The 14369-nt window shown below is 65.7% G+C and carries 13 protein-coding genes and 1 tRNA gene; 5 read left to right on the forward strand and 9 right to left on the reverse strand.

Annotated elements, in window-relative coordinates; translation table 11 throughout:
- Positions 1 to 330: 330 nt before the first annotated feature.
- Positions 331 to 600, forward strand: coding sequence for a hypothetical protein (locus QX128_RS16770; protein ID WP_316215327.1), 270 nt, complete (start codon positions 331 to 333; stop codon positions 598 to 600).
- A 60-nt stretch (positions 601 to 660) separates the two neighbouring features.
- On the opposite strand, the gene QX128_RS16775 is transcribed toward QX128_RS16770, so the two are convergent.
- A complete protein-coding gene (locus QX128_RS16775) occupies positions 661 to 1221 on the reverse strand; it encodes a hypothetical protein (RefSeq protein WP_316237993.1) in 561 nt (186 codons plus the stop codon).
- Between the two features lie 95 nt (positions 1222 to 1316).
- Positions 1317 to 2906 (reverse strand): ATP-binding protein, encoded by a 1590-nt coding sequence (locus QX128_RS16780; protein ID WP_316237994.1) that lies wholly within the window; start codon positions 2904 to 2906, stop codon positions 1317 to 1319.
- A gap of 276 nt (positions 2907 to 3182) precedes the next feature.
- Between QX128_RS16780 and QX128_RS16785 the strand changes: the two genes are divergently transcribed.
- From QX128_RS16785 to QX128_RS16800, 4 genes are all read left to right on the forward strand, one after another.
- Positions 3183 to 3644, forward strand: a complete 462-nt coding sequence (locus QX128_RS16785; RefSeq protein WP_316237995.1) for a nuclear transport factor 2 family protein — start codon at positions 3183 to 3185, stop codon at positions 3642 to 3644.
- A gap of 13 nt (positions 3645 to 3657) precedes the next feature.
- Complete coding sequence (locus QX128_RS16790) at positions 3658 to 4221, forward strand: TetR/AcrR family transcriptional regulator (RefSeq protein WP_316237996.1); 564 nt, start codon at positions 3658 to 3660, stop codon at positions 4219 to 4221.
- A gap of 132 nt (positions 4222 to 4353) precedes the next feature.
- Entirely contained in the window at positions 4354 to 5367 is a 1014-nt protein-coding gene (locus tag QX128_RS16795; protein WP_315803859.1) for a formamidase, read from the forward strand.
- 95 nt (positions 5368 to 5462) lie between these two features.
- On the forward strand, positions 5463 to 6659 hold the full coding sequence (locus QX128_RS16800) for an acyl-CoA dehydrogenase family protein (protein WP_316179133.1): 1197 nt from the start codon (positions 5463 to 5465) through the stop codon (positions 6657 to 6659).
- 30 nt (positions 6660 to 6689) lie between these two features.
- Here QX128_RS16800 and QX128_RS16805 read toward each other — a convergent pair.
- From QX128_RS16805 to QX128_RS16835, 7 genes are all read right to left on the reverse strand, one after another.
- Positions 6690 to 6766, reverse strand: a tRNA-Arg gene (locus QX128_RS16805).
- Between the two features lie 142 nt (positions 6767 to 6908).
- Positions 6909 to 7313, reverse strand: a complete 405-nt coding sequence (locus tag QX128_RS16810) for a YccF domain-containing protein (RefSeq protein WP_315756821.1) — start codon at positions 7311 to 7313, stop codon at positions 6909 to 6911.
- 146 nt (positions 7314 to 7459) lie between these two features.
- The gene (locus QX128_RS16815; protein ID WP_316237997.1) at positions 7460 to 10558 is read right to left on the reverse strand and encodes an EAL domain-containing protein; all 3099 of its coding nucleotides are present in this window, start codon (positions 10556 to 10558) and stop codon (positions 7460 to 7462) included.
- A gap of 204 nt (positions 10559 to 10762) precedes the next feature.
- A complete protein-coding gene (locus QX128_RS16820) occupies positions 10763 to 11833 on the reverse strand; it encodes a branched-chain amino acid ABC transporter permease (protein ID WP_316237998.1) in 1071 nt (356 codons plus the stop codon).
- Positions 11830 to 12840 carry a branched-chain amino acid ABC transporter permease gene (locus QX128_RS16825; protein ID WP_315803853.1) on the reverse strand — a complete coding sequence of 337 codons (1011 nt, stop codon included), beginning with the start codon at positions 12838 to 12840 and terminating at the stop codon, positions 11830 to 11832. Before QX128_RS16825 ends, QX128_RS16820 begins: the two co-directional genes overlap by 4 nt.
- Complete coding sequence (locus tag QX128_RS16830) at positions 12837 to 13559, reverse strand: ABC transporter ATP-binding protein (protein ID WP_316237999.1); 723 nt, start codon at positions 13557 to 13559, stop codon at positions 12837 to 12839. The genes QX128_RS16825 and QX128_RS16830 overlap by 4 nt, the downstream gene beginning before the upstream one ends.
- Positions 13556 to 14320, reverse strand: a complete 765-nt coding sequence (locus QX128_RS16835; protein WP_316179140.1) for an ABC transporter ATP-binding protein — start codon at positions 14318 to 14320, stop codon at positions 13556 to 13558. Before QX128_RS16835 ends, QX128_RS16830 begins: the two co-directional genes overlap by 4 nt.
- Between the last annotated feature and the right edge of the window lie 49 nt (positions 14321 to 14369).

The raw sequence follows: 14369 nt of genomic DNA on the forward strand, positions 1-14369 counted from the left end.
TCAATGAATATCAGCAACATTGAGACAAGGATTTCTCACAATTCGGCCTATTAGGCTGTAGTTCAACTACAACACTCGTGAGCGTAAGTATCTGTGACGACGTCACTTTATGCGAGTGCGTCCTTAACCTTAAGTCGTTGTAAATTCGAGCGTGCGGCGGGGAGGCGGTCGATCGATACCGTCGTCGATCGACGATCCGGACAATTCGACGCACCGCGTTAGTCAACGATTCGCCAACCATCCGCACGCTCCATCGCGCCCGCTAACGATTTCGCAAAGTGCATGCGTGCACCTTCGGCACGTCCTGGGGGACGGAGAGGGGAGAGCATCATGATGATGAATGGGGAAGCGGTTCTCGAGAACGTGCGGCGCTATCGTACCATCGCCTCCTTGTACCGCCAGACCGCGGCGTTCCGTCCGCATCAGCGCGACTCACTGCTGGCGCAGGCTGCCGAATGGGAAAGCCGCGCGGTCGCCGAACTCGAGGATTACTTCCTCGCCCGCCATGCACCGTCACAACCGCCGGCGAACTTGAACTTCAATATCAGCCATCATGGGGCCTCCTACAGGTCGTCGCACCGGCAGATGGCTGCGGCGTAGCGCCAGATCACGGCACCGTTTTTTCGCTGCGCTCATCCGGATGGCGCCTTATGCTGCATCTCACTCCGGTGCCATGCGCGCTGCAGCGAGCAGGCCGATCAGGGCGGACAGCGCGCCCACGCTCATCGCGTTGATTGCGATCAGCGAGGCGTAGTTGAGATCCACGACGCTCATCACCGGCTCGCCGAGCCGGGAATCGATCAGCAGATAGCAAACGAACGGCAACGCGAGCAGCGGCAAGGACCGCAGGCGCTCCGTGGGTGCGAACAGCAGCGCGGCCAGCAACACGCAGGGAATGAGAAACAGCTCGACGCCGCTCTGGGCGCCGAACAGCTTGACGCAGAACACGGTGTTGGCAGTTCCGGCGAGCACCATCAGGGCGCGGCCGGCGAACGGCTGGCGCTTCGCGAGCACGGGCACGGCCGCGAACAACGGCGTCGTGAGCAGCGTCAGCCAGGCCGGCCAGGCTGCGCGGCCTGCGATGGCGTGGAGATACAGCGGGTAGAATGGCTGGTTGGAGACGATGACGAGCGCCACTTTGGCGGCAATGTCGGAGCGCGCATCATCGGCCGATGCATAGGCCTGCACGGCGGCCAGCCAGCGTCCGAACGTCTTGCCCATTCAAGTCCCTCAATTCCGCAGGCCGCCGCGCGCGCCTCGGCCTGGAAACGCGCTGGCGTTCAAGGCAGATCATTCGTCTCGGGAATGGGGGCCGATCACGCGTTCAACGCGGTGCGGATCATGCGGGCAAGGTCGGCGCTCTGATAGGGCTTGGTGAGCAGCAGCACGCCGGCATCGAGGCGGCCGTGATGGACGATGGCGTTCTCCGTATAGCCCGACGTGTAGAGCACTTTGAGGTTCGGGCGCCGCTTCAGCGCCTCGATCGCGAGCTGGCGACCATTCATGCCGCCGGGCATGATGATGTCGGTGAACAGCAGGTCGATGCGGGGGTGACTGTCGATCAGCGCCAGCGCCTCGTCGGCCTTGCTGGCGGCGAGCGTCGTGTAGCCGAGCCGCTTGATCTGGGCGATGACATATTCGCGCACCAGCGAATCGTCTTCCACGATCAGGATCGTCTCGTCGCCGCGCTCCATGCCCTCGGCGCTGATGGTCGACAGTGCCGCGTCGGCGTCGGCATTGGCCTGCGGCAGGTACAGCTTGACCGAGGTGCCGTGCCCCGGCTCGCTGTAGATCTTGATGTGCCCGTTGGATTGCTTGACGAAGCCGTAGACCATGCTGAGGCCGAGGCCGACGCCCTTGCCGACGTCCTTGGTGGTGAAGAACGGCTCGAAAACCTTGTCGAGCAGATTGGCGGGAATGCCTTCGCCGGTGTCGCTGACCGCGATCATCACGTAGTTGCCGGGGATCACCTCAGGGTTCATGCGCGCATAGGCGGCGTCGAGCAGGACGTTCTTGGTTTCCAGGGTCAGCTTGCCGCCGTTCGGCATGGCATCGCGCGCGTTGAGCGCGAGGTTCAGGATCGCGGTCGACAGCTGGCTCGGGTCGATCATGGCCGGCGCCGAATCGTGCGCCAGCATGGATTCGATCTCGATCTGCTCGCCGAGCGTCCGGCGCAGCAGGCGCGCGGTGTCGACGACCATGCCGTTGATGTCGACGCTGCGCGGCTGCAGCGGCTGGCGGCGGGCGAAGGCCAGCAGGTGTTTGGTCAGGTCGGCACCGCGCGCTGCGGCCGAGTTGATCAGGCTGGTGATCTGCACCAGCTGCGGACTGTCCTTCACCGCCTCGGCCAGGATCTCGATGGTGCCCGTGATCACGGTGAGGATGTTGTTGAAGTCGTGCGCGACGCCACCGGTGAGCTGGCCGATCGCCTCCATCTTCTGCGCCTGCCGCACCTGCGCCTCGGTGGCCTCGATCTCCTGGAAGCGCTTGACCATGGCTTCCGCGGTGCGGCGCTGCCGCGTCTCCTCCTCGAGCTGTGCATAAGCGTTCCGGAGTTCGGCGCGGGACGGCATCGTCAGGACCCGCGGCAGCATCAACAGCAGCGCCGCGGCGATGCCGACCGACATGAAGGCCAGGAAGCCCTTGGTGGCCGCCTCCAGGCTGTAGGCTGGAACCCAGATCGTGAGCACCTCGATCAGCCGCGTCATCCCACAGAAGGACACCCACAACGCGAAGGCCCAGAAGATGTAGCTGAACTGAAAGTCGCGGCGGCGATAGACGATGAAGGCAAGCACGAACGCAATGGTGAAGAAGGCGAACGAGGTGAGGATGTCGGACACCGTATTCACCCATATCAGCTCAGGTGTCCACAGCAGGCACTCGCCATGCGGCGTGAGCATCGACATGTCCGATTTCCCCAAAACATGTAGCCGACGGACCGTGTCGCCCCCGCGGCTCGGCCGGTTCCCTTAGCAGATCATCGAATTTCCGTTGAGCACACAAGGGTTCTCACTGTCACGACACACACATTCGGTAAACCGGCACCGCAAGCATGGTGGGCTCCGCGTCGATCCGATTGCTTACGGCTGAGCTTGTGCCGGGAGCTCTCTTTAACATGCGCGGCTTGACGCCTTGTACCGATCGGTACATAGTATTCCGAATGGTATACAAGGAGATGTCCCGTGAGCACTCTCGCCCCGCCGTTTACGCTGCAGACCGCCACCCAGAAGGTGCGCATGGCCGAGGATGGCTGGAACAGCCGCGACCCCGAGCGGGTGTCGCTGGTCTACACGCCCGACAGCCGGTGGCGGAATCGCGCAGAGTTCATCACCGGCCGCGCCGAGATCGTCGCCTTCCTCACCCGCAAATGGGCCAAGGAGCTCGACTACCGCCTGATCAAGGAGATCTGGGCCCACAGCGACGACCGGATCGCGGTGCGCTTCGCCTATGAGTGGCACGACGACAGCGGCAACTGGTTTCGCTCCTACGGCAACGAGAACTGGGAGTTCGACGCGCAGGGGCTGATGCAGCGTCGCTACGCCTGCATCAATGACCTGCTGATCAAGGCGGCCGATCGCAAATTCCACTGGCCTCTCGGGCGCCGGCCGGACGATCATCCCGGCCTGACCGAATTGGGACTTTGAAACAGGGAGAGCCATGCGGACGCTCAACGAGCGCGCCGACGTCGTCCCGCTGATTGCCGAGGTGTTCCGCGAATTCGGCTTCGAGGGCACCTCGCTCAGCCGGATCACCGAGACGACGGGACTGGGCAAAGGCAGCCTCTATCACTTCTTTCCAGGCGGAAAGGACGAGATGGCGCGCGCGGTGCTGGCGCATGTCGACGCCTGGTTCGAGCGCGAGATCTATGCGCCGCTGCGCGATGATCCGCCGGAGCAGTCGATCGCGCGGATGTGGCGCGGCGTCGACGACTACTTCCGTTCCGGCCGCCGCGTCTGCCTGGTCGGGGCGTTCGCGCTCGACGAGACGCGGGATCGCTTCGCCGCCGCCATCGCCAGCTACTTCACGCGCTGGATCGAGGCCTTGCGCGATGCGCTGATCCGCGACGGCTGGCCGGCGGCACAGGCCGCCGACGGCGCCGAGGAGGTGGTGCTCGGCATCCAGGGTGCACTGGTGCTGGCGCGGGCAACCGGTGAGGCGGCCGTTTTCGGCCGCGCGCTGACGCGGTTCCAAGCGCGTCTGCAACGATCTTCCGTCGTCTGACTCTCGAAACGCTGGCGGCCGCTGCCTCAGCAAGCGGCAAATGGCGGGCTGAAATATCGGCGCGCGGCTCTCGTGAAATCGTGGTTGTCTTGGGCGACGTCTCGAGCAGCGGCGACACCAGGGAGGTCCGGCATGAACGGGTTAGGCGGTCTCAATAAATCCGATAACGGCGTGGTCATCGGCCTGGTGCAGCTGCAGCTCCCGGTCGTCGTGACCAAGGACGACCTCGCGCGGCAGACCGAGAAGATCGTCTGGATGGTCGGCAAGGCCCGGCGGAATCTCGGCACCATGGACCTCGTGGTGTTCCCGGAATATTCGCTGCATGGGCTGTCGATGGACACCAATCCCGAGATCATGTGCCGGCTCGACGGGCCGGAGGTCGCCGCGTTCAAGCAGGCCTGCATCGACAACAAGATCTGGGGCTGCTTCTCGATCATGGAACACAACCCCGACGGCAATCCCTACAATTCGGGTCTGATCATAGACGACCACGGCGACATCAAGCTGTATTACCGCAAGCTGCATCCATGGATTCCGGTCGAGCCGTGGGAGCCCGGCGATCTCGGCATCCCCGTGATCGAGGGACCGCGCGGCGCCAAGATCGCACTCATCATCTGCCATGACGGCATGTTCCCGGAGATGGCGCGGGAATGCGCCTACAAGGGCGCCGAGATCATGATCCGCACCGCCGGCTACACCGCGCCGATCCGCGACAGCTGGCGCTTCACCAACCAGGCCAACGCGTTCCAGAACCTGATGGTGACGGCCAATGTCTGCATGTGCGGCTCCGACGGTTCGTTCGATTCTATGGGCGAGGGCATGATCGTCAATTTCGACGGCAGCATCATCGCGCACGGCACGACGGGGCGCGCCGACGAGATCATCACCGCCGAGGTGCGCCCCGATCTCGTGCGCGAGGCCCGCATCAACTGGGGCGTCGAGAACAACATCTATCAGCTCTGGCACCGCGGCTATGTCGCGGTGAAGGGCGGCGCGATGGATTGTCCCTACACCTTCATGCATGACATGGTCGCCGGCACCTATCGCTTGCCCTGGGAGGATCAGGTCAAGATCACCGACGGCACCTCCTGCGGCTTCCCGGCGCCGACGCGCGCTTTCGGCAGGCTCGGCAAGGCGGCGGAGTGAGCGAATGCGGCGGCGCGTGCGGCCGCCGCAAGCTTGACAGATCGATCGTCCGCGAATTATTTTATACTTAAAATAATTGGCGGACAGGTTTTGTCATGAGTGCATCGGCGAAGGTGATCCCCCGCGACTGGCTCGACTGGCCGTTCTTCGAGCCGCGTCACCGCGCCCTGTGCGACCAGCTCGACCGCTTCGTCGGCTCGGGCGTTCTCGACGAGGTCGATCACGGCGACGTCGACACCGCCTGCCGCAAGATCGTGCGTGCGCTTGGTGCCGCAGGCTTGCTCGACAGCGCCGTCGTGGCGCCCGATGCGGATGCCGGCGCGATCGACTCGCGCGCGATCTGCCTGTCGCGCGAGACGCTCGCTTATGCCGACGGTCTGGCCGATTTCGCCTTCGCCATGCAGGGCCTCGGCTCCGGCGCCATCGCGCTCGGCGGCTCGCCGGAGCTGCGCGCCAGTGTCTTGCCGAAGGTGCGCGCCGGCGAATGGCTCGCCGCTTTCGCGTTGTCCGAGAAGGAGGCGGGCTCCGACGTCGCCGCGATGGCCTGCGCGGCGCGGCTGGACGGCGATACCTACGTGCTCGATGGCGAGAAGACCTGGATCTCCAACGGCGGCATCGCCGACGTCTACACGCTGTTCGCCCGCACCGGCGAGGCGCCCGGCGCGCGCGGCATCTCCGCCTTCGTCGTGTTTCCCGATGATCCCGGTTTCTCCGTTGCCGAGCGCATCGAGGTGATCGCACCGCACCCGCTGGCGACGCTCCGCCTGCAGAATTGCCGCATCCCGGCCAGCCGCCGGCTCGGCGCGCCTGGCGGCGGCTTCAAGCTGGCGATGCAGACGCTCGACATCTTCCGCTCATCGGTGGCGGCTGCCGCCCTCGGCTTCGGCCGCCGCGCGCTCGACGAGGCGCAGGCGCACGCCTCGAGCCGGCAGATGTTCGGCGGCGCGCTGGCCGACCTGCAGATGACGCAGGCCGCGTTCGGCGAGATGGCGACCGATACCGACGCCGCGGCGCTGCTGACCTATCGCGCGGCCTGGCGCCGCGACGTCCAGAAGCTGCCGACCACCCGCGAGGCCGCGATGGCCAAGCTCACCGCGACCGAGACCGCGCAACGCGTCATCGACCGCGCCCTGCAGATGTTCGGCGGCCGCGGCGTGCGCAAAGGCGAGATCGTGGAGAGCCTCTACCGCGAGATCCGCGCGTTGCGCATCTACGAAGGCGCGACCGAAGTGCAGAAGCTGATCGTCGCGCGCGAGTTTCTGAAGGCGCGGGCCGGCGTGGTGCGCGGCTAAGACCAGACGCGGGCGAGACCGGAATAGGGCTGGCGCACCCGACACGATTCGAACGTGTGACCTTTGCCTTCGGAGGGCAACGCTCTATCCAGCTGAGCTACGGGTGCGTACGGCAGATCGTTTAGCCGATTGCCTGAGCGACGGCAACGGCCTTGGATGCTCCCGGACCGGGCGGACGGCCGCACGCGCCGCGAGGCGGGCGGGCAGTTCGGCCGGGTTGCGCGGCCCGGCCGCTCCTGCCGAACCGGCTTACGCCGGCACGATGGTCTTGCCGATCGGCCACAATGCCAGCCCGGCGAGCTTCAGATGGGCCCAGGCGAAGGGCAGGCCGATGATGCTCACCGCGAGCACGATTGCGGTAAGGAGGTGGCCGAGCGCCAGCCACCAGCCGGCCAGCACGAACCAGATGATGTTGCCGAGCAGGCCGAGAACGCCGGTTCCGACGTCCTCCATGCCGGTGAGCTCGTCGCGGCGAACCGCGCGCGAGCCGAACGGCAGCAGCGTATAGGCGGCGATGTTGAAGGCGGCGCGGGACCAGGGCAGGCCGACGATCGTGATCGCCATCACGACCGCGGCGACCAGCCACCCGAACGCCATGTAGGCGCCGCCGCACAGGATCCAGAGGATGTTCAGAAGCATGGAAACCGGCTGCATGACGACCTGCCAACTCCGTTGTTGCCGCTCCGGATATAGGAACGCGGCGCCAAGGCCGGTAGCGGGCCGGGCGTCGAAATCTGCGTGGCCTCGCGCCGCAGGCTCGGCCGGGGCGGCCGGCGCGTTGAGGGAGCCGAAAAGCCGGCTCAGCCGGCGGCCTGCAGGCTCCCTGCCGCCGCGTCCGGAGCGAACAGCTTGCGCAGCTCGGCCGCCGGCTTCGGGGCGCTGAAAAGGTAGCCCTGCATCTCGGTGCAGCCGAGCTGGCGCAGTGCCGTCTGCTGCGCTCCGGTCTCGACGCCCTCGGCCGTCGTCGTCATGTTGCTGGCGGCGGCGATGCTGACCACCGCCTGCACGATCGCCGACGAACTGCCGGCGCCGATGTCGCTGACGAAGCAGCGGTCGATCTTGATCTTGTCGAACGGAAACCGCTTCAGATAGCTCAGCGACGAATAGCCGGTGCCGAAATCGTCGAGCGCGATGCGCACGCCCATGTCGTGCAACTGGTGCAGGATGCCGAGCGCGACGTCGTCGTCGCTGATCAGCACCGCCTCGGTGATCTCGACCTCGAGCCGTTCGGGCGCAAGACCGGCCGCCGACAGCGCACCTGCGATCCGCAGCGCCAGGGTCGGCGATTTGAGCTGCACGGGCGAGACGTTCACGGCGATGCGGATGCCGGCGGGCCAATGCGCGGCCTCGGCGCAGGCGGTGCGCAACACCCAGTCGCCGATCTCGTTGATGAGCCCGGTGTCCTCGGCGAGCGGAATGAAGTCGAGCGGCGGCACCATGCCGCGCTCCGGATGACGCCAGCGCAGCAGCGCCTCGCAGCCGGTCATGATGTTCTCGCTGAAGCCGAGCAGCGGCTGGTAGTGCAGCTCGAACTGGCCTTCCGTAATCGCCCGGCGCAGGTCCTGCTGCAACTGCAGCCGCGCGCGCGCGTTTTCGTCCATCGACGGTTCGAAGAACCGGAAAGTGCGGCGGCCGCCGGCCTTGGCGGCATACATGGCGAGATCGGCATTCTTGGTCAGCTGGTCGCGCTCGACGCCGTCCTGCGGCGCCAGCGCGATGCCGATGCTGGCATCGGTCGACAATTGGTGGCCCAGGCAGCGATAGGGCTTGCGGATGGCCTCGAGGATCTCCTTCACGGCCACGATGACCGCGTCCCGGTCCGCAACGGTGGTCAGCAGCACCGCGAATTCGTCGCCGCCGAGCCGGGCGACCATATCCTCCGGCGCGAGGCAGCCCTCGATGCGGCGCGCGATCGTCTTCAACAGCTCGTCCCCGACATGATGGCCGAGCGAATCGTTGATGCCCTTGAATTCGTCGACATCGATGTAGAGCAGCGCGAAGAAGGTGCCGTGGCGCGCGCGTTCCAGCTCCTCGTCGATGCGCTCCTGGAACAGCACGCGGTTCGGCAGCTCGGTCAGCGCGTCGAAATGGGCGAGATGGGCGATCTTCTCGTCGGCCAGCCGCCGCTCCGTGGTGTCCTCGATCACGTTGATCAGATAGCGCGGCTCGCGCGCATCGTCGGCGACGGCGATGCGCCGCGACGTGATGTAACGCAATCCCAGCCTCGGACTCTGCCAGGGATGTTCGGCGAGAAACAGCCCGTCCGACTGCTCCAGAGCCCGGTCGTCGTCCGCGGTCACCTTTTCCGCGACCGATCGCGGCAGCAGGTCGAACGCCGTCTTGCCGACGATCTCCTCGCGCGGCACGCCGAAGCGCTGCTCGGTCGACTGGTTGACCAGGACATAGCGGCGATCGCGGACGTCCTTGACCATGATGTGCGACGGGATGTGGTCGATGATCTCGCGCAGGAATGCGTAGTTGCGGTCGCGCTCCTGCTCGAGCCTGCGATGTTCGCTGATGTCCTCGATCGTCGTGACCCATCCGCCCGAGGCCAGCGGCTTGTCGATGATGTTGAAGAAGCGGCCGGCTCCGCCCTCCGCGATCATCTGCGACGTGCCGCCTGCCGCGGCTCTGTCGATGATGTCGGCGCAGAAGTCGGTCACGTCGCCGTTGAAGGATCCGCGCGCCTTGCAGTGCGCGATGACCTCGCTGAGGTGGGCGCCGGGCCTGATCACGTCCGTGGACAGGCCGAGCAGGTCGATGAAGCGCTGATTGAACATCACGACGCATGCGTTCGCGTCGAATGAGATCAGCCCCTGCGTCATGTTGTCCAGCGCAGTCTCGACCCTTTCCTTCTCGGTCTCCAGCTGACGCGTTGCCGCACGCCCCTGCCGCACGATCTGTCGGATCATCAGGCTGAACGTCACGGCGATGACCGCGATCGCAAGCACCGCCGCACCCACGAGCAGCACCATCTGCGATCGCCAGTCCGCGAGCGCGGCGTCGACCGGCCTGTTGGCCGAGATGACGAGCGGGAAGCGCCCGATCCTGGAAGCCGACGCGATCGTCTCCAGGTTGTCGACGGAGCTCGTGAGCAGGGTCGTGCGCAGGCCACTCTCGGCGACGCCCTTCAGCAACTCGTCGTTCCCGATCCTGGCGCCCATCAGGGATTCGGCGTGCGGGTAGTGCGCCAGCACGGCGCCGTCGGAATGGACCAGCATGATCGACGAGCCCTTCCCGAGGGCCATCGATTCCAGGAACGTCTCGTAAGTGTGCGGATCCACCCGGCGGGTCAGCAAGCCGAGGAATTCCCCGTTCGCGCCGTTCAGGCGATGCGCGACGATGGTCGCCCAGCCGCCGGTGACGCGGCTCATGACCGGCAGGATCACGAAGCTGTCCGGCCGCGATGTCGATTGCAGGTCCTTGAAGTAGGAGCGGTCCGCGACGTTGATGGCCGGCAGCGGGTCGTTGGACGACCAGTTCACGAAATTGCCGTCGACGTCGACGATCGTGAGGTCTCCCATATAGGACAGGCCATTGACCTGAGAGCGCAGCATCTCGCTGATCTCGGGCTTTGCCATCTCGGCCCGGAATGCCTCCGGCGAAGCGATCGACGCGAGCTGCATGCGGCCGATCGCGTGCGATACCGCGGTCTCCGCATCTTCGAACTGCTGCGCGAAATGCCGGCTCAACAGCAGCACGGTGTTCTCGAGTTCGCGCTCGTTGTTGGCGATCGCACGCGCCCGAAAGCCGCTGGCCATGACGATCGTCCCGATGACGATGGCTGCGATGAGAAGCGCTCCGCACGCAATCAGCCATGGCACCGGACCGCGCCAGAGGGACGTGCCAATCCGTTCCGGCTCGCTACCGGTCCCTGACGTATCTGCTGCGCCTTGCATGCCTTGATCGACCCGGGAGGAAATGACTTGTTGCAAGCCAGCTTGATAACAAGGCACTGGTGCCGGACCGGTTAGGAAATGCGGTTAGCCGTCGCTTAAGGCGCGCGCCGAAACTTCGCGGCAAACGATAATTTCTGCATGCGAATACCGTGCGGCAGAGGCTGCGGCGGCGCCGTTGCGCAGAATTTTAAGGGTACTTGCAGCTCAGCGCGCCGCACCCGGCCTGTTGCGGAGGCGGCCGACGACGCCGGTCGGAAAGAAGTAGACGCTGGCGATGAACAGGAGGCCGAGCCACAGCAGCCAGCGGTCGGGGTGCAGCAGGCCGGGCAGCAGCGGCAATCCGGCGTCAGCAGCCGCGTTCGAAGCGATCCCCATCAGGGCCTGCAGGTAATTCTGCGCCAGGATGAAGATCGCAGCTCCGATGATGGCGCCGTAGATGGTGCCCATGCCGCCGATCACGACCATCAGCAGGATGTCGAGCATGATCGAGAACGCCAGCGACGTGTCGGGCCCGGCATAGCGCAGCCACAGCGCGTTCAACATGCCGGCGCAGGCGGCGATCATCGCGGCGATGCAGTTGGCGTAGGTGAGATGGAAGACGGTGCGATAGCCGAGCGCCTCGGCGCGGAAACGGTTCTCGCGGATCGCCTGCAGCACGCGGCCGAATGGCGAGTTGACGACGCGCAGCAGCGCCAGGATCATCAGCGCGCAGGCCGACAGCACCAGGTAATAGGTCAGAATGCGGCCGTTGATCGGAAAGCCGAACCAGTCCTTGCCGATGAACACGGTGCTCGGGCGCAACAGCTCGGGCAGCTGGAAGCTGCGGCCGTCCTCTCCGCCCGTCAGCCACGACAATTGCGACGCCAGCACCAGGAACGCGGAAGCGATGGCGAGCGTGATCATCGCAAAGAAGATCGCCTCGACGCGCAGCGAGAACAGCCCGATCGCGAGCGCGAGCAGCAAAGCGAGCGGCAGCCCGGCGGCGACGGCGACCGCCACCGAGGTCCAGTTTGGGCCGAGGCCGTAGAGCGCGATGGCGATCGCGTAGGAGCCGATGCCGTAGAACATCGTATGCGCGAACGAGACCGAGCCTGTATAGCCGAGCAGGAGATCGTAGGACGCGACCAGCGCCGCGAAGATGCAGATCTTGGCGGCGACGTTGAGCGCCTTGGCGCCGGGGAAGATGAAGGGCGTCGCCAGGAGCGCCAGAATGATGACGACGAGCAAAATCGACAGCGCACGGCTGCGGGGCGGATCGCCGGACAGGATCATCATCGGCTGGTCACCGCATAGAGACCGCGCGGCCGCCACATCAGCACAGCGACCATCAGCAGGATGTTGGAGACGAGGGCGAGCTTGGGCACCAGGAAGCCGCCATAGTTGGCGACCATCGCAACCAGGATCGCGCCGATGAAGCAGCCGGTGATCGAGCCGAGCCCGCCGATGATCACGACGATGAACACCAGCACGGTGAGCTCGTCGCCGAGCGAGGCGTGCACCTGCTCGCGATACAGCCCCCACATCACGCCGCCGAGTCCGGCCAGCGCCGATCCCGTCATGAAGACGCCGAGGAACAGGCGACGGATGCGATAGCCGAGCGCCTCGACCATCTCGCGGTTCTCGACGCCGGCGCGGATCAGGAGACCGAGCTTGGTGCGGTTCAGCACCAGCTCGATGGCGACGAAGATCGCCAGGCCGACCAGCATGGCCAGCAGCCGGTATTTCGAGATCGCGACGTCGCCGATGATGAAGGAGCCACGGAATGCGTTGGGTAGCGGCAGCGGAATGATCTGCGGACCGAACAGCGCATACAGCGTCTGCTCGGCGACGATGAGCCCGCCGGTGGTCATCAGGATCTGCTTGAGGTGCTGGCCGTAGACCGGCAGCACCAGCACGCGCTCGACGACGAGGCCGAGCGCGCCGGTGACGCCCATCGACAGCAGCGCTGCGGGGACGAGGACGGCGAGGTTGGTCAGCAGTGAGTCGGACTGGGCCCAGCTCGCCAGCGGCAGCAGCACCAGCGTCGCGACATAGGCGCCGACGGCGATGAAGGCGCCATGGCCGAAATTGAGCACGTCCATCAGCCCGAAGACGAGCGTCAGGCCGGACGCCATGATGAAGATCATCATGCCCATCGCCAGGCTGGCGACCGTCAGGGTCACCCAGGAGCTCGTCGATCCCACCAGCGGGATCATCAGCAGCGCCAGCACCACCGGCAGCAGCAGGGGCGCAATGTCGCGCTTCGGTTTCGGCAGTGCCTCGGTCGCAGCGATCTCGCTCATTGATGCGCCTCCAGGCTGAGGCCGAGCAGGCGCTCCTGCAGCGGCACGTCGGCCGCGAGCGCGGCCATCTCGCCGCGATGGACGATGGTGCCGTTGTCCATCACCAGTACCTGGTCGCCGAGCTCGCGCGCGGCGTGGAAATTCTGCTCGACCAGCAGGATCGTGGCGCCACGGCGCTTGATCTCCTTGAGGCATTCGATCAGCGACACCACGATCGCCGGCGCCAGGCCCTTGGTCGGCTCGTCGATCAGCAGCAGCTTGCGCGGCTCGACGATCGCGCGCGCAATCGACAGCATTTGCTTCTGGCCGCCGGACAGGCTGCCTGCACGAGACAGCCAGAACTTCTTCAGGGCAGGGAAGAAGCCGAAGATCCAGGCGAGCTGGGCATCGTCGAGCGGGCCGTTGCGCGCCGCGAGCACCAGGTTCTCCTTGACGGTGAGGTCCGAGAACACCGCCATGCTCTCGGGTACGTAGCCGACGCCGCGCTGGGCGATGTCGGGCGTCGCCAGTTTTTCGATCGGTTCGCCGGCCAGCGCGATCGTTCCATTCCTAGCCTGCCACAGCCCCATGATGGTGCGCAGCGTCGTGGTCTTGCCCGCGCCATTGCGGCCGAGCAGCATCGTGGTCTGCCCCTCCGGCACTTCGAAATCCACGCCCTGCAGGATGTGATAACGCCCGATATAGGTCTCGACGGCAGACAGCTTCAGTAGCGCGCTCATGCCGCGCTCCGCGGGGCGACGCCCAGATAGGCTTCCTGCACGATCGGCGAGGCGATCACCTCCGCGGGCTTTCCGTCGGCCACCAGCTGGCCGTTATGCAGCACGATGATGCGGTCGGCGAGCGAGCGCACGACGTCCATCTTGTGCTCGACGAGCAGGATGATCTTGCTCTTGTCCTGCTTGAGCCTGCCGATCAGGTCGAGCACGACCGGCACCTCGTCGATGCTCATGCCCGCCGTCGGCTCGTCGAACATGAAAACCTTCGGCTCCAGCGCCATCATCAGCGCGACTTCGAGCTTGCGCTGGTCGCCATGCGACAGCGTCGTTGCGGTGACGCTGCGGCGGCCGCCGAGCGCGACCTGGTCGAGGATCGCGTCCGCTCGCGCAATCAGGTCGCGTCGCGCCATCCAGGGGCGGAGCAGGTCATAGTGCACACCGCTCTGTGCCTGCACAGCGAGCCGCACGTTCTCCTCGACGCTGAGATTGGGAAAGAGGTTGGTGAGCTGGAACGCGCGTCCCAAGCCGGCGCGGGTGCGCAGGGGTGCCGAGAGACTGGTGATGTCGCGGCCGTCGAACAGGATGGAGCCCGAGGAGGCCGTCAGCTGGCCGGAGATCAGGTTGAAATAGGTGGTCTTGCCGGCCCCGTTGGGGCCGACGATGGCGGTCAGCTCGCCCGGCCTGAAGCTGCAGCTGACGCTGTTGACCGCGACATGACCGCCGAAACGGATGGTGAGGTCGCGGGTTTCGAGGGTAAGGGCCATGTCGCCAGCTTGTCAGTGCCAGTAAGAACGTGCCCGGCGCGAGGGCCGG

This window comes from Bradyrhizobium sp. SZCCHNR1015 (assembly GCF_032489875.1).
Classification (GTDB): domain Bacteria; phylum Pseudomonadota; class Alphaproteobacteria; order Rhizobiales; family Xanthobacteraceae; genus Bradyrhizobium.